18 protein-coding genes are annotated in these 19120 nt (G+C 69.4%); 14 read left to right on the top strand and 4 right to left on the bottom strand.

What is annotated here, in order from left to right; all coding sequences use genetic code 11:
* Nucleotides 1–29 precede the first annotated feature (29 nt).
* From GRS48_RS14660 to GRS48_RS14610, 11 genes are all read left to right on the top strand, one after another.
* Nucleotides 30–905: a pantoate kinase gene (locus GRS48_RS14660; protein ID WP_159487842.1), complete on the top strand. Its 876-nt coding sequence runs from the start codon at nucleotides 30–32 to the stop codon at nucleotides 903–905.
* A 287-nt stretch (nucleotides 906–1192) separates the two neighbouring features.
* Complete coding sequence (locus GRS48_RS14655) at nucleotides 1193–2215, top strand: alpha/beta fold hydrolase (protein WP_159487840.1); 1023 nt, start codon at nucleotides 1193–1195, stop codon at nucleotides 2213–2215.
* 60 nt (nucleotides 2216–2275) lie between these two features.
* Nucleotides 2276–3667, top strand: coding sequence for a signal recognition particle protein Srp54 (locus GRS48_RS14650; RefSeq protein WP_159487838.1), 1392 nt, complete (start codon nucleotides 2276–2278; stop codon nucleotides 3665–3667).
* A gap of 78 nt (nucleotides 3668–3745) precedes the next feature.
* On the top strand, nucleotides 3746–4972 hold the full coding sequence (locus tag GRS48_RS14645; protein ID WP_159487836.1) for an MFS transporter: 1227 nt from the start codon (nucleotides 3746–3748) through the stop codon (nucleotides 4970–4972).
* A 170-nt stretch (nucleotides 4973–5142) separates the two neighbouring features.
* Nucleotides 5143–5721: a 2Fe-2S iron-sulfur cluster-binding protein gene (locus GRS48_RS14640; protein ID WP_159487834.1), complete on the top strand. Its 579-nt coding sequence runs from the start codon at nucleotides 5143–5145 to the stop codon at nucleotides 5719–5721.
* A gap of 97 nt (nucleotides 5722–5818) precedes the next feature.
* A complete protein-coding gene (locus GRS48_RS14635) occupies nucleotides 5819–7945 on the top strand; it encodes a cation:proton antiporter (protein ID WP_159487832.1) in 2127 nt (708 codons plus the stop codon).
* 125 nt (nucleotides 7946–8070) lie between these two features.
* Nucleotides 8071–8784 carry a phosphoribosyltransferase family protein gene (locus GRS48_RS14630; protein WP_159487830.1) on the top strand — a complete coding sequence of 238 codons (714 nt, stop codon included), beginning with the start codon at nucleotides 8071–8073 and terminating at the stop codon, nucleotides 8782–8784.
* A gap of 219 nt (nucleotides 8785–9003) precedes the next feature.
* A complete protein-coding gene (locus tag GRS48_RS14625) occupies nucleotides 9004–10428 on the top strand; it encodes an NCS2 family permease (protein ID WP_159487828.1) in 1425 nt (474 codons plus the stop codon).
* A gap of 71 nt (nucleotides 10429–10499) precedes the next feature.
* A complete protein-coding gene (locus tag GRS48_RS14620) occupies nucleotides 10500–10994 on the top strand; it encodes an HNH endonuclease (RefSeq protein WP_159487826.1) in 495 nt (164 codons plus the stop codon).
* Nucleotides 10995–11089: 95 nt separating this feature from the next.
* Nucleotides 11090–11338 carry a glutathione S-transferase N-terminal domain-containing protein gene (locus GRS48_RS14615; protein WP_159487824.1) on the top strand — a complete coding sequence of 83 codons (249 nt, stop codon included), beginning with the start codon at nucleotides 11090–11092 and terminating at the stop codon, nucleotides 11336–11338.
* Nucleotides 11339–11476: 138 nt separating this feature from the next.
* A complete protein-coding gene (locus tag GRS48_RS14610) occupies nucleotides 11477–11869 on the top strand; it encodes a zinc ribbon domain-containing protein (protein WP_159487822.1) in 393 nt (130 codons plus the stop codon).
* Between the two features lie 60 nt (nucleotides 11870–11929).
* On the opposite strand, the gene GRS48_RS14605 is transcribed toward GRS48_RS14610, so the two are convergent.
* The gene (locus GRS48_RS14605; RefSeq protein ID WP_159487820.1) at nucleotides 11930–12742 is read right to left on the bottom strand and encodes a molybdopterin-synthase adenylyltransferase MoeB; all 813 of its coding nucleotides are present in this window, start codon (nucleotides 12740–12742) and stop codon (nucleotides 11930–11932) included.
* Nucleotides 12743–12969: 227 nt separating this feature from the next.
* A complete protein-coding gene (locus GRS48_RS14600) occupies nucleotides 12970–13560 on the bottom strand; it encodes a 50S ribosomal protein L15e (RefSeq protein ID WP_159487818.1) in 591 nt (196 codons plus the stop codon).
* Between the two features lie 258 nt (nucleotides 13561–13818).
* Here GRS48_RS14600 and GRS48_RS14595 point away from each other — a divergent pair, with 258 nt between their 5' ends.
* Nucleotides 13819–14034, top strand: coding sequence for a type II toxin-antitoxin system ParD family antitoxin (locus tag GRS48_RS14595; RefSeq protein ID WP_159487816.1), 216 nt, complete (start codon nucleotides 13819–13821; stop codon nucleotides 14032–14034).
* Nucleotides 14027–14725: a queuosine precursor transporter gene (locus GRS48_RS14590; protein ID WP_159487814.1), complete on the top strand. Its 699-nt coding sequence runs from the start codon at nucleotides 14027–14029 to the stop codon at nucleotides 14723–14725. The genes GRS48_RS14595 and GRS48_RS14590 overlap by 8 nt, the downstream gene beginning before the upstream one ends.
* A 114-nt stretch (nucleotides 14726–14839) precedes the next feature.
* Here the strand turns inward: GRS48_RS14590 and GRS48_RS14585 are convergent, their stop codons facing one another.
* The gene (locus tag GRS48_RS14585) at nucleotides 14840–15238 is read right to left on the bottom strand and encodes a hypothetical protein (protein ID WP_159487812.1); all 399 of its coding nucleotides are present in this window, start codon (nucleotides 15236–15238) and stop codon (nucleotides 14840–14842) included.
* Between the two features lie 117 nt (nucleotides 15239–15355).
* Here GRS48_RS14585 and leuS point away from each other — a divergent pair, with 117 nt between their 5' ends.
* Nucleotides 15356–18070 (top strand): leucine--tRNA ligase, encoded by a 2715-nt coding sequence (gene leuS, locus GRS48_RS14580; RefSeq protein WP_159487810.1) that lies wholly within the window; start codon nucleotides 15356–15358, stop codon nucleotides 18068–18070.
* 393 nt (nucleotides 18071–18463) lie between these two features.
* On the opposite strand, the gene hsp14 is transcribed toward leuS, so the two are convergent.
* The gene (hsp14, locus tag GRS48_RS14575; protein WP_159487808.1) at nucleotides 18464–18907 is read right to left on the bottom strand and encodes an archaeal heat shock protein Hsp14; all 444 of its coding nucleotides are present in this window, start codon (nucleotides 18905–18907) and stop codon (nucleotides 18464–18466) included.
* Between the last annotated feature and the right edge of the window lie 213 nt (nucleotides 18908–19120).

Genomic DNA, 19120 nt, shown 5'->3' with positions numbered 1-19120 from the left:
TTAATCGACCCCTCCCCTTCCGACCGGACATGACCACGGAACGGGGGGCCGCCTTCGTCCCCGGGCACGTGACGGCCTTCTTTAGCGCGCACCCGGACGAGCGGCCGGCGGTCGCGGGGTCGCGCGGGGCCGGGATCACCCTCACGGACGGCGTCGAGGTGACGGTCGATATCGACGACGGGGCCGCTGCCTCCGACGACGAGGCCGCCGCCCGGCTCACGCTGGACGGGGAGCCGGCGACGATCGGCGCGGTCGACGACGTCCTCGCGGCGCTCGGCGTCCGTGGGGACGCGGTACGGATCCGTCTCGAGAGCGAGCTCCCGGTCGGTGCCGGCTTCGGCGTCTCCGGGGCGGCCGCGCTGGGGGCCGCCCTCGCCGTCACCGACGCCGTCGACGCCGGGCGCTCGGAGAACGAGCTGGTCCGGATCGCCCACGAGGCGGAGGTCGGGCGCGGGACGGGCCTCGGCGACGTCGTCGCGCAGGCGCGCGGCGGGGTCCCGATCCGCCTCCAGCCCGGCGCGCCGGGCCACGGCGAGCTGGACGGGATCCCCGCGGACGCCCGGATCGAGTACGTCACCTTCGGCGAGCTGTCGACGGAGGCGGTGCTCGCGGGCGACACGACCGCGCTCTCGGACGCCGGCGAGCGCGCGCTGACCCGCGTCCGGCGCGACCCGCGGCTGCCGACGCTCATGACCGCGGCCCGGGAGTTCGCCGCGCGCGCGGACCTGCTCGTCCCCGAGGTCGCCGCGGCGATCGACGACGTCGAGGCGGCCGGCGGCTCCGCGGCGATGGCGATGCTCGGCCGCAGCGTCTTCGCGCTCGGAACCGGGCTGTCCGACGCCGGCTACGACCCCGCCGTCTGTCACACGCACGCGGCGGGCGCGCGGCTCGTCGACGACCGGTGAGCGGCCCCGTGCGTCGAACGTCGACGGCGCGGATCCCCGCTGCAGGCGGGAAGTCGCTTATAAGTAGAACTACTGGAACCGTTTATAAATGGGATCGGCGAGGTGGCTTATAAACGAGAGCTGCGAGGCCGTTTATAACGGGGGCCGTCGCGGCCGGTCGCCCCGCATCCCGCCCCGCATCCCGCACCGCGCTCGACCCGGTCGCGAGCTCCGTCTCGCTCGTCTTTCCCCGCGTCTCGGGCCGCCGGTTGGCGAAGTTACTTCGTTCTCGCGGACCGTTCGTGGGTATGTCACGCACAGACGCCGACGCGTCGGACGCGTACGGCGACGTTCCAGAGGACGGGTCCGTGGGCGGGTTGGAGGCGTCGTTCGTCGAGGTGGACGGGGTAACCGAGCGCGTCGACGGGATCGAGACGCGCTTTTACGACGTCGGTCGCGGGGATCCGGTCTTACTCTTACACGGCGGCAACTGGTCCGGAACGGCGAGCGCGAACACGTGGACGCCGATCGTCGACGCGCTGAGCGATTCACACCGCGTGCTGGCGATGGACCGGCTCGGGTGCGGGCTGACCGAGGTCCCTGACGACCGCGCGGATTGGGTGTACGGGGCGGAGCTGGAGCACGTGCTCTCGTTCGTTGACACCCTCGGGCTCGAGTCGTTCCACGTCGTCGGCCAGTCGCGCGGCGGCGGGATCGGGGGCCGGGTCGCCGTCGAAGCCCCCGACCGGGTCGCGACGCTCACGGTGGTCAACAGCGCGACGCTGTCGCCGACCGCGCCGAACAAGGACTTCTTCAAGACGCGGGCGCTGCGGGACGCCCCGTCCGACGAATCGAGCCCGACGTACGAGGCGGACCGCTTCAAACACCTGTACGAGCAGTACCAGTACTCGCCCCACCACGTCACCGAGGCCGACGCGATGGCGGCGGGGTACATGGCGACCCGGCCGAAGGCGCGCCGCGTCGCCGAGGGGATGGCCGAGGGGCAACTCGACGTCTGGCTCGACTCCATGGAGGCGCACATGTCGCTGGCGCAGCGTCGGATCCGGCAGGGTCGACTGGAGATGCCGACGCTGGTGTACTGGGGCCGAGACGACCCGACCGTCCCGCTGACGGCCGGGATCTCGCTGTACGAGCTGCTCGCGAAGGAGAACCCGCGCGTCCACATGGAGGTCGTGAACCGCGCGGGCCATCACCCGTACCGCGAGTACCCCGAGGCGTTCGTCGACCGGATCGTCTCGTTCGTCGCGTTCCACGAGGCGCACGGCTACGACTACGGCGCGCCCGAGACGACGTACGACCTCCACGACTGATCGCGGACGCGCCGCCGACGAAGGAAGCCTTTACCGCGTGGACCGTCTACGGTCCGGCAAATGGTACTCGACGACCTCGGGACGTCCCTACGGGGCACGCTCGACAAGCTCCAGGGGAAGGCCCGGCTCGACGAGGACGACGTCGAGGAGATCGTCAAGGAGATCCAGCGGTCGCTGCTCTCCGCCGACGTCGACGTCTCCCTCGTGATGGAGCTGTCCGACTCGATCAAGACGCGCGCGCTGGAGGAGGAGCCGCCCGGCGGCACCACCGCACGCGATCACGTCCTCAAGATCGTCTACGAGGAGATGGTCGCGCTCGTCGGCGACTCCACCGAGCTCCCGCTGGAGCCGCAGACGATCATGCTCGCCGGGCTCCAGGGGTCGGGGAAGACGACCTCCGCCACGAAGATGGCGTGGTGGTTCTCGAAGAAGGGGCTCCGCCCCGCCGTGATCCAGACCGACACGTTCCGGCCCGGCGCGTACGACCAGGCGAAACAGATGTGCGAGCGCGCGGAGGTCGACTTCTACGGCGACCCCGACGGCGACGACCCCGTCGAGATCGCCCGCGAGGGGATGGAAGCGACCGCCGACGCCGACGTCCACATCGTCGACACGGCCGGCCGGCACGCGCTCGAGGACGACCTCATCGCGGAGATCGAGGAGATCGAACGCGAGGTGAACCCGGACCGCTCGCTGCTCGTGCTCGACGCCGCGATCGGCCAGGGCGCGAAGGACCAGGCGACGCGCTTCGAGGAGGCGATCGGTATCGAGGGCGTGATGATCACGAAGCTCGACGGGACCGCGAAGGGTGGTGGCGCGCTGACGGCCGTCAACGAGACGAACTCCTCCATCGCCTTCCTCGGGACCGGGGAGACGGTCCAGGACATCGAGCGCTTCGAGCCGTCCGGGTTCATCTCCCGGCTGCTCGGGATGGGCGACCTCAAGCAGCTCTCCGAGCGCGTCGAGCGCGCGATGGCGGAGGCACAGGAGGACGACGAGGACTGGGACCCCGAGCAGCTGCTTGAGGGGAACTTCACCCTCAAGGACATGCAAAAGCAGATGGACGCGATGAACCGCATGGGGCCGCTCGATCAGGTGATGGACATGATCCCCGGGATGGGCGGCGGGATGATGGACCAGCTGCCCGACGACGCGATGGACGTCACGCAGGACCGGATGCGGAAGTTCGAGCGGATCATGGACTCGATGACCGACGAGGAGCTCGAGAACCCCAAGGTCGTCGGCCAGTCGCGGACCGAGCGGATCGCCCGCGGGTCGGGGACCGACGTCGAGACGGTCCGCCAGCTGCTCGAACAGCACAGCATGATGGAGCGGACCATCAGCCAGTTCCAGGGGATGGGCGACGGCGACATGCAGCGGATGATGAAGAAGATGGGCGGTGGCGGCGGCCTCGGCGACATGATGGGCGGCGGCAAGGGTCCGTTCGGTTGATCGCTCCCGCCCTCCGTCGTTCCTGCCGGCTCTGCCGGGTCCCTCCCTTTTAAGCGCCCGACTGGGTAAGGGCACGCGATGAACGTCAAGCGGGTCGTCGACTACGACGTCCTCCTGCTGACGGCGCTGATCTGGTTCCTCGGGAAGTTCCTGCGGTACGCGTTCCCACCGCTGTTCGAGCCGCTCCAGGGGAGCTACGGCGTCAGCAACGCCGCGATCGGCACCGCGTTCACCGGCTTCATGATCGTCTACGCGCTGATGCAGTTCCCCAGCGGCGCGCTCGCCGACCGGGTCGGCGCGGTCCGGGTCATCGTGGCCGGGGTGGCCGTCGCCGGGCTCGGGGCGCTCGCGCTCGTCGCCGACTCGCCGTTCGCCGTGCTCGTCGCGGCGATGCTCGTCATCGGGGGCGGTACGGGGGCGCACAAGACGGTCGCGGTCCGGCTGCTCTCCCGCGTCTATCCCTCCCGAACCGGACGCGCGCTGGGGGCACACGACACGTTCGGCGCGTTCGGCGGCGTCGTCGCGCCCGCGGCGATCGTGCTCTTCGTCTCCGCGCCCCCCGCGCTCGCGGTCCTGCTCGCCCGGCTCCCGGGCGCGGACTGGCGCGGGCTGTTCCTCGTGAGCGGGCTCGTCGCGCTCGCGCTGGCGGCGACGTTCCTGCTGCGGGTCCCGAAGCGACTCCCGGACGACGCGGACCGCGGGGTCGAAACCGAGGGCCCCGAGCCCGGCACCCGCGACTACCTCACGCTGTTCCGGGACGTCCGGTTCTCGGCGTTCGTCCTGGTGACGATCGCCTTCTCGTTCGCGTACAACGGCACGGTCGCGTTCCTGCCGCTGTACCTCTCACAGGAGGCGGGGCTGGCGACCACGACGGCGAGTCTCCTCTATTCGGCCCTGTTCGCGGTGACGTTCGTCCAGCTGCTCTCCGGCGACGTCTCCGACCGGGTCGGCCGATTCCCCGTCATGGTCGTCTCGCTGGGGCTGGCGGCGGCCGCCCTCGTGGGCGTCGTCCTGCTGGCCGGCGCGGGCGCGATCACGCTCGGGGCGCTCGTGATCGCGCTCGGGCTGGGTGCGCACGGCTACCGCCCGGTCCGCGGCGCGTATCTGATGGAGATCCTCCCCGACTGGCTCGCGGGCGGCGGGCTCGGCGTGGTCCGAACCCTCCTGATGGGGGCGGGCGCGCTCGCGCCGGGGATCGTGGGGGTCGTCGCCGACGTTTCCGGGTTCAGGCCGGCGTTCGGGCTCCTCGCGGCGTCGATGGCGCTCGCGGCGATCGGCGCGGCGGGGCTGTGGGTGACGGAGTGAGTCGGTGAAGGACGGGTGACGGGATGAGTCGGTGAAAGACGGGTGACGGGATGAGTCGGTGAACGACGGGTGACGGAGCGAGTCGAGAGGGGGGCGTAGACGACGGGACGAGCCGCCACGGACTCGGGCCGATCAAAACCGCCTTAAGGAACCTCTCCGTAGGCGGCGATATGTACGACCCACTGGCGATCGCGCTCGCGGCGATCGCGACGCTGGCCGTCGTCCTCGTCAGCTCCTTGAAAGGAACGGGGTGGGAGCCGACGGCGGACATCTCCGACGAGGTCTTAGAGAAGCGCGCCGCGGCCGTGCCGGAAACCGACTTCCCGGAGCCCGGTAACCGAGCGATCGGCGGCGGCGGTGGCGGCGGCGCGATCCCCGCCGGCGGCGACGGCGAGGGCGGCGAGCTCGAGGAGGGCGGCGCTGCGTCCGCCGGCCCGGCCGACATCCCCGAGGACGAGGTCGAGTACTTCGAGGTCGAGTTCCTCAAGGAGGGCGAGACGATCGAGCTCGCCAACAACGAGACGATCCTCGACCAGGGCGAGGAGCACGGCTGGGACCTCCCGTACGCGTGCCGGCAGGGGCAGTGTGTCTCCTGTGCGGGCCACATCACGGACGGCCCGTCCGAGGACTACATCGAACACGACAACCAGCAGATGCTCGACGACTCCGAGCTCGACGACGGCTACACCCTGACGTGCGTGGCGTACCCGCGCGACTCCTTCAGCATCGAGACGGGCGAAGCGCCCTGATACCGGCGTTCGCTCCGACCCGCCGCTGATGACATCGTTCGTCGCGGACATCGATTCCCGCTGACGACATCGTTCGCCGCTGACGAGGTCCCTCACAATGTCTCCGCTCCCGTCGACGTCTCCGACGCCCGTCCTTCAGCTCCAGTCGTTCGATCCCTCCCTCTCCGCGCATCCGCTCGCCCTGTCGATCCCCTCGCTCCCGATCGAGGAGCCGGTGATCGTGTTCGCGCTCGCGCTGACGACGTTTTTGATCGCGCCGATGCTGATCGAGCGTGCGGGCCTGCCGGGGATCGTCGGCATCGTCCTCGTCGGCGCGATGCTCGGGCCGAACGGGACCGGGGTCCTCGCGGAGACGGACGCGATCGTCCTCCTAGGCAACGTCGGGCTCGTTTATCTGCTGTTCACCGTCGGGTTGGAACTCGACCTCCGCGGGTTCGCGGCCGCCCCGGAGAACGCGGCGCTGTTCGGGCTGACGAGCTTCTTTCTCCCGTTCGTGATCGGTTCGGCGGTCGGGATCTCCGTCCTCGGGCTCGACCCGTGGGCGTCGTTCCTGCTCGCGGCCGTGTTCTCCTCACACACCCTGCTCGCGTACCCCGTCGTCAACCGGCTCGACGTGACGAAGAACCGTGCGGTGACCGCCGTCTTCGGCGGGATCCTCTTTACCGACACGTTGGCGCTCGTCGTGCTCGCCATCGTGCTCGGGGCGGTCGAGGGGGAGCTGACCGCGCTGCTTTTCGGACAGGTGTTCGCGTCGATCGCCGTGCTCTTTGCGGGCGTCTGGTTCGTCCTCCCGCCGATCGCCCGCTGGTTCTTCCGGAACACGAGCCAGGAGAGCTACTTCGAGTTCCTGCTGGTTGCGGCGGCCATCTTCGGGGCGGCCAGCTTCGCGGAGGTGCTCGGGCTCTCCGACATCCTCGGGGCGTTCGTGGCCGGCATCGCGCTGAACCGGCTGGTCACCCGCGGCGGCCCGCTGATGAACCGGATCGAGTTCGTCGGGAACGCGCTGTTCGTCCCCTTCTTCCTGCTGTACGTCGGGATGTTGGTCGATCCTGGTGTCATCCTCGACGGGCCGCGAACGCTGTTCGTCGCGGGCGTGATCGTCGCCACCATGCTCGTCACGAAGGTCGCCGCCGCCGGGATCGTCTCGGCGATCCAGGGGTACGACCGCGAGGAGTTCGGCGTGATCACGGGGCTGTCGGTCGGACAGGCCGCCGCGGCGTTGGCGATCACCCTCGTCGGGTACGACGCCGGGCTGTTCGGTGCGGACGTGCTCAACGCGGTCGTCCTCATGATGCTCGTCGCGGCCGTTCTCAGCCCGTGGCTCACCGAGCGATACGGGACGCGACTGGCGCTCGGCGGCGACGTGGAGCCCGGCGAGGCCGGGGAGTTCGACCCGCGGGTGCTCCTCCCGCTGTCGATGAACGCGGAGCGCCAGCGTCCCCTCCTCGAGCTCGTGTTCACGCTCAAAGACGAGCTGGCCGAGAGTCCGGTGCACCTCCTGACGGTCGTTCAACCGGACGGATCGGGCGACGACGACGACGCCGTCGCGGAGGCCGAGGCGGGGCTCGCGGAGGCGTCCGAGATCGCCGACGCCGCGGAGGTTCCCGTCCGGTCAGAGACGCGCGTGAACCACAGCATCGCCTCCGGGATCGTGCGGGCGAGCACGGAGACGCGCGCGGAGCTGATCGTGATGGGATGGGACGCCGAGCGGTCGCTCAGTAACCGGGCGTTCGGGAGCATTATCGACCAGGTGCTCGGCCGGACGACGGTGCCCGTGCTCGTCTCCCGGCTCGGGCACCCGCTCAACACGACCGAGCGGATCTTCGTGGTCACGCCGCCGGGGGTCGACCACCACGAGGGGTTCTACGAGTCCGTCCACGTCGTCAAACGGCTCGCCGAGAAGCTCGGGGCCGAGCTGCACGTGTACGTCGTCGGCGACAATCCCCGGCAGTACGAGCGGCTCTTCGGCATGGTCGACCCGGAGATCGAGGGGACGTTCGAGGGGGTCGCCGACTGGGAGGCGCTCGACGGGACGCTCCGTGGCCGAACCGAGGCGAACGACCTCGTGATGCCCGTCTCGCCGCGGCAGGGAAACGTCGGCTGGGACCCGGAGCTGGCGCGGCTGCCCCGCCGGCTCGCGGATCTGCCGCCCCACTCGTTCATCGTCGTGACGCCCCGGCGGGAGGAGCCGGGGTACGCGGCCCGGTTCCTGAAGATCGAGTAGCCCGGGTCGACGCCGGCTGCCTCCTGGATGTGTGAACTCCACGCGTGGTTCTGGCCCACATGTGTGGTTATCCTCCGATCGATCGACTTCGATGTATTCATACTTGTGTAATCTCGATCATTCGTATGAACCGAGCCGAGAAGGCGACCCTCCAGCTGCAGGCGGTCGCCGTGTTGCGGGTGTTGAAACAGACGCGAACGTACGACGAGCTGTCCGCGGTGACGGGGCTGCCCGCTGGTGACTTAAACCGCTACGTGAACGGACACGTGCTGCCGGGGACCGATCGCGCCCGAGAAGTCGTTCAGGGGGTCGGTCGCGACGCGCTCGCCGAGGAGCTCATCGCCCGCGTCGAGTTCGACGACGAGGGGTACGTCGACAACTCCGGCGTCGTCTTCGACCAGTCGTTCCTCGACCTGGTCGCGCCGGTCGCCGCCGAGACGTTCGAGTTCGAGTCGCCCGACGTCGTCCTGACGGCCGCGACCGACGGGATAACCCTCGGCGCGGCGATGGCCTCCTTCTTCGACGCGCGGCTCGCGTACGCGAAGAAGTCGAAGGAGACGGCCGTCGAGGAGTTCATCGAGTCCCGCCAGCGGCTCGCCTCGGGGATCGAGCTCACCTACTACCTCCCGGCGCGCGCCATCGACGAGGGTGACACCGTCCTCGTCGTCGACGACCTCATCCGATCGGGCGAGACCCAGGAGCTCCTGTTGGACATCGCGATGCAGGCGGACGCCGACGTCACCGGCGTGTTCACCCTCATCGCCGTCGGCGACGAGGGGATGGACCGGGCCCGCGAGATCACCGACGCGCCGGTCGGCGCGCTGGAGACGTTCGAGTGATCGCCGGGCGGGTCGAGTAGGTGCGGGCGCGGAGCGAACAGTTGTCGGACGGAGCGGTGAGGCCGAGGCGTCGTCCCTCCACTCGCTTGATGATACGTCTTCGTGCATACTTCTCCGGCTCCTCTCCGAACTGAGCGGAATCAATACACGTGTGTGTATGTCTGCTGGTTCTCGAAGGTAACGCTTATATCCCGATCCGGGAATACGCACAACCGTTCAATGGGCCTCACCGAGACGCTTGCCGAACGGTTCGACGTCGACGAGAACGGCTCCGACGTCCGTACGGAGTTCGTCGCCGGGTTGACGACCTTCCTGGCGATGTCGTACATCATCGTGGTCAACCCCGCGATCCTCGCGGACGCGATCCTCTGGGACCACGAGGCGGGTGCGCCCGCCGAGCAGACGACGATCGACGGGGTCGTCTACACGTGGCCGGAGGTGTTCCAGATGCTCGCGATCGTGACGATCCTCGCGGCGGTCGCCGGCACGCTCGTGATGGCGCTGTACGCGAAACGCCCGTTCGGGCTCGCGCCCGGGATGGGGCTGAACGCCTTCTTCACCTTCTCCGTCGTCGCCGCGCTCGGTGTCCCGTGGCAGACCGCGCTCGCGGCGGTGTTCGTTGAAGGGATCCTGTTCGTCCTGCTCACCGCGGTCGGCGCGCGACGGTACGTCATCGAGCTGTTCCCCGAGCCGGTGAAGTTCGCGGTCGGGGCCGGTATCGGCGTCTTCCTGCTGTTTCTGGGGCTTCAGGAGCTACAGATCGCCGTCGCGTACGACGCGACGCTCGTCCAGCTCGGTGACATCGCCAGTAGCCCGGTCGCGCTTCTCGGCCTGCTCGGACTGGGCATCACGCTCGTGTTGTACGCCCGCGGCGTCACCGGCTCCATCGTGATCGGGATCCTCACGACGACGCTGCTCGCGTGGGGGCTCACGTTCGCCGGCCTCTTCGATCGGGGGACCGTCACTCCCGCGGAGCTCGCCGAGCCGCAGTACGACATCACGCCGCTCGCGGGCGCGTTCGTCGACGGGCTGCGCGAGGTCGACCCGCTCGTCTTCACCCTCGTCGTGTTCACGTTCTTCTTCGTCGACTTCTTCGACACCGCCGGCACGCTCATCGGCGTCTCGCAGTTCGCCGGCTTCCTCGACGAGGACGGTGACCTCCCCGAGATGGACAAGCCGCTGATGGCGGACGCGGTCGGGACGACCGTCGGCGCGGCGCTCGGGACGTCCACCGTGACGACGTACATCGAGTCCGCGACCGGCATCGAGGAGGGCGGTCGGACCGGGCTCACGGCGCTCGTCGTCGCCGCCCTCTTCCTCGTCTCGCTCGTCGTCATCCCGCTGGTCACCGCGGTCCCGTCGTTCGCGGCGTACATCGCGCTGATCGTCGTCGGGCTGCTCATGCTGCAGGGCGTCGTCGACATCGAGTGGGACCACCCCGCGTGGCTGATCGCCGGCGGGCTCACGATCACGGTGATGCCGCTGACCGCCTCCATCGCGAACGGGCTCGCCGCCGGGCTGATCGCGTACCCGGTCGTGAAGACCGCGATGGGCGAAGGGAGCGACGTCCACCCCGGCCAGTGGGGGATCGCGCTGGCGTTCGTCGCGTACTTCTACGTCACCACGAGCGGCGTCTTCTTCTGACGGGGGCGACCCCGTCGACGCGGCGGGTCCGAGAGCGGTCGGTTTTACCGCGCGGACGGCATAGTCGGCGCATGAACGGCCGGCGAACCGAGGAGTGGCAGGCGGTTCGCGCGTGGAAGCTCCGGGAGCTCCCCGACCCGCCCGCCCTGACCGTGAGCGAGCTGTTGTCGAAGCTGTCGGCGAACGGCCCGCTCGCGTACCGCTCGCCGCAGCCGGCGTGGGAGACGAAAGCGCGCGTCCGGCTCCGCGACAAGTTCCGGTGTGCGCTCTGTCCCGCGGGGCGGTTCCACGCCCTCGACGGTGCGGCGCGGTGGCGTGCCCGTGACGGACGAACGCTGAAACGCCCGCCCGACGCGTCGATACAGGGGACCGCCGCGCGACGCCTCGACGTCCACCACGTCGTTCCCCGGGCGAACGGCGGGTCGAACGACCTCGGGAACCTGCTCACGCTGTGTCCGGACTGCCACGCCGACGTCCACGACCGCCGCGTCGACCGGATCCCGCGGGACCGAACCCGCCCGCCGCTCGGAACCCGGGCCGACGGTGGGGACGGCCGACGCGGCTGATCGCGCTCCGTCACGCCCGCCCGCACACGACGGTCGTGTGCGCCGCTCGCATCTACCGCCGACTTCTTTATCCGTAGGCGTCGTAGGTCCCGGCGATGACGAACCTGAAGCTGTACGAACTCGAGGGCTGTCCGTACTGTGCGAAAGTCAGGGAGAAACTCGCCGAGTTGGACCTGGAGTACGACTCGATCTCGGTTCCCCGTTCGCACGGCGAACGGACCGACGTGGAGGCGGTCAGCGGACAGACCGGCGTCCCGGTCCTCGTCGACGAGGCGAACGGGATCGAGGGGATGTCCGAGAGCGACGACATCGTCGCCTACCTCGAGGAGACGTACGCCAGCTAACCGATCGGTCCTGCTTCCGATCGACCTTCTAGCCGACTGTTCCGATCCGCTCCCCCGTCCCACCGGCTCGGCTGGCTTCGTCGACCTCCCCGCCCCACCGTGACACATTTGGTTGTTGAGTGGTAACACACGCCATGTATGGCGGTGGAAACACTGCTCCTGCTCGTCGTCGCCGTGTTCGTGGGCAACCTCGTGATCGTCTGGCTGTTCGTCCGCGGCGATCACGACGTTCGCGACTTCCTCCGTGACGGGGACGACCGCCGACCCGGGAAGGCGGCGGGTCGACCCGCCGAACACGACGAATCGCCGGCTGCCGCCGAGGACGGAGAGCGGCAGGGGACCGGGACCGGGACCGAACCGGCCATCGACCCGCCGCCGCTGCCGGCGGCCGAGGAGGTGGTCGTCTGTCGCCACTGCGGTGCCGACAACCGCCCGGGGTACCGGTACTGTCGCTGGTGCGTGCGGTCGGGGTTCGCGGGGGACGACGACGGCGCGGATGCGGGGACGGGAACGGCACACCGGCCGTTCTGAGCCGGTCACGGGACGGGCCGTGTCCGTCCGCCCGCGGCCGTCGTCAGTCCGCGGCCGTCGTCAGTCCGCGTCGATCCGACAGCCGCCCGTGTAGTCGATCCCGTCGAGCGTGTCGATCCCGTCCGCGCCACAGACGGGACAGTCGGGCTTCCGCTCGTAGTCGACGGTCTCGAAGGTCATCCCCATCGCGTCATAAAAGAGGAGCCGCCCGTCGAGCGTCTCGCCGACGTCGAGCAGGAGCTTCGCCGCCTCGGTCGCCTGGATGCAGCCGACCGTGCCGGGGAGCACGCCGAGCACGCCCGTCGTCGCGCAGTCGGGGACGGTCCCGGGCTCGGGCGCTTCCGGGAACAGACAGCGGTAGCAGGGGCCGCCGGGAACGAGCGTCGTCGCCTGTCCCTCGAACTTGTAGATGGCCCCGTGAACGACGGGGACGCCCTCGATCCGGGCGGTGTCGTTGACGACGTACCGCGTCCGGAAGTTGTCCGCACAGTCGACGACGAGGTCGTAGTCCCCGATCAGCTCGCGGGCGTTGTCGACGTCGAGACGCGTCTCGTGGGTTTCCACGTCGACGTCGGGATTGAGCTGTTCGACGTACCGCCGTGCCGATTCGACCTTCGGCTCGCCGACGTCGGCGTCGCCGTGGACGATCTGCCGCTGGAGGTTCGATCGCTCGACGACGTCGTCGTCGACGATCCCGAGCGTCCCGACGCCCGCGGCCGCGAGGTACTGGACGACGGGCGAGCCGAGGCCGCCCGCACCGAGGACGAGCGCGCGACCCTCCAGCAGCCGCTGCTGCCCCGCCGGCCCGACCTCGTCCATGATGATGTGTCTCGAGTACCGATCGAGCTGTGTGGCGTCCAGCGAGAGACTCATGGTCCGAGGTATCCGCCGAACGCCTATAAAGCCGCCACCGGGACGGGCGGTGGGTCGGCGGGGCCCCCGCGGCGGCCTGCGGATCGTAGGATCGCGATAACGAGCGCCTTAAAAACGTCTGTGAACGGTGTGGAGCCGCGTGCGAGAACCGTGTAAAAAACGTGCGAACCGAGGTACGACCGGTGGTGTGCGACCGGTGGGGCGCGACCGCCCCGTCGACGACCGTGTTACTTGCCGCGGCGACGGTTACCGCTGACGCTCGGTCGGGTCTTCTCCGTGCCCTTGCCGCGTTTCCGCTGTCCGCGGCCCTTCGTGCCGGCGGAGGTGAGCCCGCGGAACGCGCGACCCTTGTGCTTGTCCGAGCAGATCCAGTTGAGGTCGTCGTCGTTCTCGATGGCGGGGTGAGCGGGGTCCACGAGGATGACCTCGTGCCACTTCTGCGAGCCGTCCTCACCGACCCAGTAGGAGTTGAGCACGCGCAGGTTGCGGTACTTCCGCGAGGCGCGCTCCTCGGCGATGCGCTGGATCGACTTGCGCCGCGAGAGCCGGTTGACGCCCTGCCGCTTCGAGCGGCGGCCGGCCTTGTGTCGCTGCTTGCGCGCGCCGCCCTTCCGGACGCTCACGCGGGCGACGACGATGCCCTGTTTCGCCTTGTAGCCCAGCTCGCGGGCCTTGTCGAGGCGGGTGGGACGCTCGATGCGCTCGATCGAGCCCTCGTCGCGCCACTCCTGTTTGCGCTGCCACTGCAGCTCTGCGAGTTTCCCCTCCTTCGGGGACTGCCATGCCTCCTTGATGTGCGAGTAGAAGCTTCGTGCCATTGTCGTGTCCACGGACGCTTGCGATTCAGCCGCGAGGCGGCCACATTTCGTCTCGTCCCGCGTCGGGTCCCCCGGCGCGGCGGCGAGTGCCCGCTGACGTCCGTTCCAGCGAGTTGGCGAACGTACCCACCGTTCGGTTGTAAGGGCTTCGTTCCGTAGGCGGCCATGCAGGACCGTCACACCCGGGTCGATCGCGTGGCACCGCCACCCGTCGGCGCGATCCGACGCAGGTTTATATTCGAGAGAGAATCCTCGAGTATGCCCAAGATAAGCGTCGAGATCCCGGGGGAGCTGCTCGCCGACCTCGACGAGCACGTCGGGGACGACGGGAAGTTCGTCAACCGCAGCGACGCCGTCCGCGCGTCGATCCGCAAGACGCTGGACGTCCTCGACGAGATCGACGAGCGCCACGGTCGCCTGATCGACGAGGCCGAGGTCCACGGGGACGACGAGCCCGCCGAGCGCGATGAGTGAGCACCCGTACGCCGGCGACCCGCTCGATCGCCCCGCGGTGGCGCAGGTCGCGCTCGTCGCGCTGTTCGTCACCGCGCTCGCGACCGCGCAGGTGACGGCCGCGAAGATCCTCGCCCTGCCGCTCCCGGTGGCGCTGCCCGCGATCGGCCCGGAGATCCTCCTCCCCGGCGCGGCGATCGCGTACGCGGTCACCTTCTTCGCGTCGGACTGCTATGCCGAGCTGTACGGCCGGCGCGCGGCGCAGGTCGTCGTCAACGTCGCGTTCGCGATGAACTTCGTCGTCCTCGCGCTGGTGTGGTCGACGCTCGCGTCGCCCGGGATCGACCCCGAGGTCGCCGCCGCCTTCGACACCGCGCTCGGCCCCGCGACGAACGTCGTTATCGGGAGCCTGCTCGCGTACGTCGTCAGCCAGAACTACGACGTCGTCGTCTTCCACGCGATCCGCGACCGAACCGGGCCGGGAAAGCTGTGGCTCCGCAACCTCGCTTCGACGGCGACCAGCCAGGTCCTCGACACCGTGATCTTCGTCGGAGTCGCGTTCGTCGTCGCGCCAGCGGTCCTCGGGATCGGAATGTCGATGCCGATCGGCGCGGCGGCGACGCTCGTCGTCGGGCAGTACCTGCTCAAGCTGCTAATCGCGGTCGTCGACACGCCGTTCGTCTACCTCGTCGTGCGTGCGGTTCGGGAGTAGACCGACCGCTCACGATCGGTCGGGAAGCACGGGTGATCGAGGAACACGATCGGTCGGGGACCGCGATCAGCCGGGAGAGCACCGTTGATCGGGTGGCTGCGGGGGCTGTCCCGCTCACCGCTCGCGGTTCAGTTCCCTATCCAGTTCGTCCTCGACGGACTCGGTTTCGAGCTCGCGTTCGATCCGGCGCTCGAACTCCGCCTCGCTGATCTGCCCCTCGACGTACTGCATGCGGAGGCGCTCCTGCGGGTCGGCCGGCTCGCTCGTCGTCGACGACCCGGAGGTCCCGATCCCGTCCGTCGTCCTTCCGCCGCGGTCGCTTCCGCCGAACAGCCATTTGCCGACCCGATAGGCGACGTAGACGAGCCCGAGCAGGACGGCGAGCGACACCGCCGCCGAGACGATCGCCCACGCGAGGCTCAGGATCGTCGTGAGGACCGAGACGACGACGGTGACGGCGATCAGGATCGCGATCGCGATCGCGCCGTAGTAGAGGGCTTTCTTCAGGGCCATACCCCACGTCGTGGGTCGGCGCGCAAATAGTTTCTCCCGACGCCATCGGGGCCTGCGACGCCCCATCGGTGGATGGAAAGGTATACGACGCCGACCACACCACCAGTATATAAGCAGATGTCTCAGGAGGGTTACGACCACACCGCGGTCGAGAAACGGTGGCAGGAGGCGTGGGCGGACGCCTCCGTGTACCGCACGCCGGACGACGTGGACGACCCGACGTACGTCCTCGGGATGTACCCGTACCCGTCCGGGAAGCTCCACATGGGTCACGTCCGCAACTACACGATCACCGACGCGTACGCCCGGTACCGCCGGATGCGCGGCGACGACGTGCTCCACCCGATGGGGTGGGACGCGTTCGGCCTCCCCGCGGAGAACGCCGCCAAGGAGCGCGACACGAACCCCCGCGACTGGACGTTCGACTGTATCGACACGATGCGCGGACAGATGCGATCCATGGGGTTCGGCTACGACTGGGACCGCGAGATCGCGACCTGCACCCCCGACTACTACGAGTGGAACCAGTGGCTGTTCCGCCGGTTCCACGAGGAGGGGCTCGCCGAGCAGCGCGACGCCGAGGTCAACTGGTGTCCCGACTGCGAGACGGTCCTCGCCGACGAGCAGGTCGAGGGCGAAGACGAGCGCTGCTGGCGCTGTGACCACCTCGTCGAGCAGCGCGAGCTGGAGCAGTGGTTCCTCTCGATCACCGAGTACGCCGACGAGCTACTCGACTGCATCGACGACCTGGACGGCTGGCCCGACTCGGTACGGCAGATGCAGCGCAACTGGATCGGCCGCCAGGAGGGGACCCGGCTCACCTTCGCCGTCTCCGGCGACGGCGTCGACGAGTCCGTCGAGGCGTTCACGACGCGCGCGGACACCGCCTTCGGGGCGACGTTCTTCGCGCTCGCGCCCGATCACCCGATCACCGAGGAGCTGGTCGCCGCGGACGACGACGTCCGCGAGTTCGTCGAGGAGGTCGCCGACCCCGAGGGCGACGAGCCGAACGGCGTCGCCACCGGGCTGACGGCCACGAACCCCGTCACGGGCGCGGAGCTCCCCGTCTTCGTCGCGGACTTCGTCCTCTCGGACGTGGGGACGGGCGCGCTGATGGGCGTTCCCGGTCACGACGACCGCGACCACGCGTTCGCCGAGAAGACGGGTGTCGACGTCGTCCCCGTCGTCGCGCCGGAGCCCGAGGGGTACGACCCCGAGACGGACGCCGTCCCCGACGCGCCGGACGTGAGCGAGGCGGCGTTCACCGACGACGGCGTCGCGGTGAACTCCGGCGACTACTCCGGGCTCCGGAGCGCCGACGCCCGCGCGGCGATCACCGCCGACACGGACGGCGCGGCGCTCACGACGCAGTACCGGCTGCGCGACTGGGGGATCTCCCGCCAGCGCTACTGGGGGACCCCGATCCCCGTCGTCCACTGTCACGACGACTGCGGCTCGGTGCTCGTCCCCGAGGCCGACCTCCCGGTCGAGCTCCCCGAGTTCATCAACACGACCGGCAACCCCTTGGACGCCGCCGAGGAGTGGAAGGCGACGACGTGTCCGGAGTGTGGCGGCCCGGCCACGCGCGAGACGGACACGATGGACACGTTCGTCGACTCCTCGTGGTACTTCCTGCGGTACGTCTCGCCGGACCTCGCGGACGCGCCGTTCGACCCCGACCGCGCCGACGACTGGATGCCGGTCGACCAGTACGTCGGCGGCATCGAGCACGCGGTGATGCACCTGCTGTACAGCCGGTTCGTCACGAAGTTCCTCGCGGACGCGGAGGGGTTGACGACGCGCGAGCCGTTCACGAACCTGCTCGCGCAGGGGATGGTCCAGCTCGACGGCGAGAAGATGTCGAAGTCGGTCGGCAACGTCGTCTCCCCGCAGCGGATCGTCGACGAGTACGGCGCGGACACCGCGCGGCTGTTCATGATGCAGGCGGCCCAGCCCGAACGCGACTTCGACTGGTCCGAGGAGGGCGTCCGCTCCACCTACCGCTTCATCACCCGCCTCACGCGGCTGGTCGAGGAGTACGCGAACGCCGGCGGTTCGACCGTGACGGACGCGGACCCCGACCCCGCGGTCGCCGCCTACGTCGACGACGAGATCGACGCCGCGGTCGCCGTCGCCACCGAGGAGTACGACGACCTCACGTTCAACGTCGCCCTGCGCGAGGCGCAGGGGCTCGTCGGCACGCTTCGCAACTACGTGGACTACGCGGCCCCCGCCGATCCCGCGGTGTTGAACCGCGGGCTCTCGGTCGCCGTCCGGCTCCTGGCGCCCGTCACGCCGCACGTGGCCGAGGAGTTGTACGAGACGCTGGAGACGGACGCCGAACCGGGCGAGACGCCCGCGTTCGCCGTCGACGCCGACTGGCCGACCTCCGACGCCGACCGCGGGACCGCCGAGATGCGCCGTCGGCTGGTGGAGAACACCCGCGAGGACGTCCGTCAGATCGTCGACGTCGCCGGCATCGAGGACCCGTCCGCCATCGACGTCGTGATCGCGCCCGACTGGAAGTACGACGCGCTGGAGATCGCGATCGCGAGCGACGCGGACAACCTCATCGGCGAACTGATGCAGGAGAGCCACATCCGCGAGGAGGGCGACGCCGCCGCCGCCTACGGACAGGACCTGCAGGCGGAGCGCGAGGCGCTCTCGGAGACGCTGCCGGGCGACGACGAGTACGAGGCGCTCCGGGCGGCCGCGTGGCTGATCGAACGCGAGTTCGACGCGCCCGTGAGCGTCACGCGCGCGGCGGACGCCGCCGACGACGTCGTCCGCAAGGCCGAGCCGGGCCGCCCCGCGATCGACATCACGGAGTGAGGATCGCCACCGGAAGCGACGATCGCCACGGCAGACCAACCGCCACGGCGACGACCGTTTCCGTCGGTCTCACGGGACGCCGCAGTCGCTCGCGTACACGAATCTACGCATTAGTTAAAAGGTATCAGTGTCACCCAAAAGGGCGTCTAGTGTTAGTTAAAAGGCGCTCGGCTCCGGCTCGTTCAATCGCTCGCTTCCGTGGGTGTGTCTCGGGTCGTCCACTCGGAGCGAAGCGACCTCTCCGCGCGAGCGAACCCGTTCGCACGAGCCTCGATCCCATCCGCGCATGAGGGCTCACGGACAGCGCCGCTTTTCAGCGAGGTCGTGCCTCGCTCACTTCATAACCGAACCTCCGTGATTCGCTTATGAGTTCGGCGTCCGGACGGCGGCGAGCTATTCGACGTCGATCCGGTGGCTGTCGTCGGCGTCGTCGTCGCCCTGTTCCTTCGGGAGCGTGACGGTGAGGACGCCGTTCTGGTACGCGGCGGTGGCCTCCTCCTCGATCACCGCGGCGGGGAGGTCGATCGTCCGGGTGACCGACTCGTGGCGACGCTCGCGGCGGAGGTAGCGCCCCTCGCCGGCGTCGGATTCGGCGTCGCGCTCGGCGCTGATGGTGAGGTGGCCGTCGGTCGCGCGGACGTCGATGTCCTCGCGGTCGTATCCCGGCAGGTCGGCCATCACGACGAACTCGTCGTCGTAGTCGGCGACGTCCACGTCGGCGTGTTCCATCCCGTGGCCCCGGGCCCACGGCGCTTCGCGCCCCCACGTCCGGTCGCCCCCGAAGGGGGTTCGTCCGAAGAACTGCTCTATCTCGTCGAAGGGGTTCGATCGGTTCATGCTGATCACCCTTATAAGGGCTCGTGAGATATTAAAGCCAGATACACGGTTGCTAGCACGCGGATCCGCGTCGTCGTCGCACGATCCGAACCGGCGTTGGACGGCTCATCCGTACCGGCGTTGGACGGCTCATCCGTACCGGTGTTGGACGGCTCATCCGTACCGGTGTTGGCGGCGCTCCGGACTCCGCGGGGATGGGGAGGATCGCGGAGG

The sequence above is a fragment of the Halorubrum sp. JWXQ-INN 858 genome, assembly GCF_009806985.1.
In the GTDB taxonomy this organism is placed as follows: domain Archaea; phylum Halobacteriota; class Halobacteria; order Halobacteriales; family Haloferacaceae; genus Halorubrum.
This window is presented reverse-complemented; position numbering and strand designations above follow the sequence as displayed.

Excerpts from the sequence above, each read along its gene's own strand:
- hsp14 (WP_159487808.1), bottom strand. The coding sequence starts at position 18,907 with ATGAACCGATCGAACCCCTTCGACGAGATAGAGCAGTTCTTCGGACGA.
- GRS48_RS14610 (WP_159487822.1), top strand. The coding sequence starts at position 11,477 with ATGGCGGTGGAAACACTGCTCCTGCTCGTCGTCGCCGTGTTCGTGGGC.
- GRS48_RS14600 (WP_159487818.1), bottom strand. The coding sequence starts at position 13,560 with ATGGCACGAAGCTTCTACTCGCACATCAAGGAGGCATGGCAGTCCCCG.
- GRS48_RS14595 (WP_159487816.1), top strand. The coding sequence starts at position 13,819 with ATGCCCAAGATAAGCGTCGAGATCCCGGGGGAGCTGCTCGCCGACCTC.
- GRS48_RS14650 (WP_159487838.1), top strand. The coding sequence starts at position 2,276 with ATGGTACTCGACGACCTCGGGACGTCCCTACGGGGCACGCTCGACAAG.
- GRS48_RS14655 (WP_159487840.1), top strand. The coding sequence starts at position 1,193 with ATGTCACGCACAGACGCCGACGCGTCGGACGCGTACGGCGACGTTCCA.
- GRS48_RS14645 (WP_159487836.1), top strand. The coding sequence starts at position 3,746 with ATGAACGTCAAGCGGGTCGTCGACTACGACGTCCTCCTGCTGACGGCG.
- GRS48_RS14605 (WP_159487820.1), bottom strand. The coding sequence starts at position 12,742 with ATGAGTCTCTCGCTGGACGCCACACAGCTCGATCGGTACTCGAGACAC.
- GRS48_RS14615 (WP_159487824.1), top strand. The coding sequence starts at position 11,090 with ATGACGAACCTGAAGCTGTACGAACTCGAGGGCTGTCCGTACTGTGCG.
- GRS48_RS14660 (WP_159487842.1), top strand. The coding sequence starts at position 30 with ATGACCACGGAACGGGGGGCCGCCTTCGTCCCCGGGCACGTGACGGCC.
- GRS48_RS14620 (WP_159487826.1), top strand. The coding sequence starts at position 10,500 with ATGAACGGCCGGCGAACCGAGGAGTGGCAGGCGGTTCGCGCGTGGAAG.
- GRS48_RS14585 (WP_159487812.1), bottom strand. The coding sequence starts at position 15,238 with ATGGCCCTGAAGAAAGCCCTCTACTACGGCGCGATCGCGATCGCGATC.
- GRS48_RS14590 (WP_159487814.1), top strand. The coding sequence starts at position 14,027 with ATGAGTGAGCACCCGTACGCCGGCGACCCGCTCGATCGCCCCGCGGTG.
- GRS48_RS14635 (WP_159487832.1), top strand. The coding sequence starts at position 5,819 with ATGTCTCCGCTCCCGTCGACGTCTCCGACGCCCGTCCTTCAGCTCCAG.
- leuS (WP_159487810.1), top strand. The coding sequence starts at position 15,356 with ATGTCTCAGGAGGGTTACGACCACACCGCGGTCGAGAAACGGTGGCAG.
- GRS48_RS14630 (WP_159487830.1), top strand. The coding sequence starts at position 8,071 with ATGAACCGAGCCGAGAAGGCGACCCTCCAGCTGCAGGCGGTCGCCGTG.
- GRS48_RS14640 (WP_159487834.1), top strand. The coding sequence starts at position 5,143 with ATGTACGACCCACTGGCGATCGCGCTCGCGGCGATCGCGACGCTGGCC.
- GRS48_RS14625 (WP_159487828.1), top strand. The coding sequence starts at position 9,004 with ATGGGCCTCACCGAGACGCTTGCCGAACGGTTCGACGTCGACGAGAAC.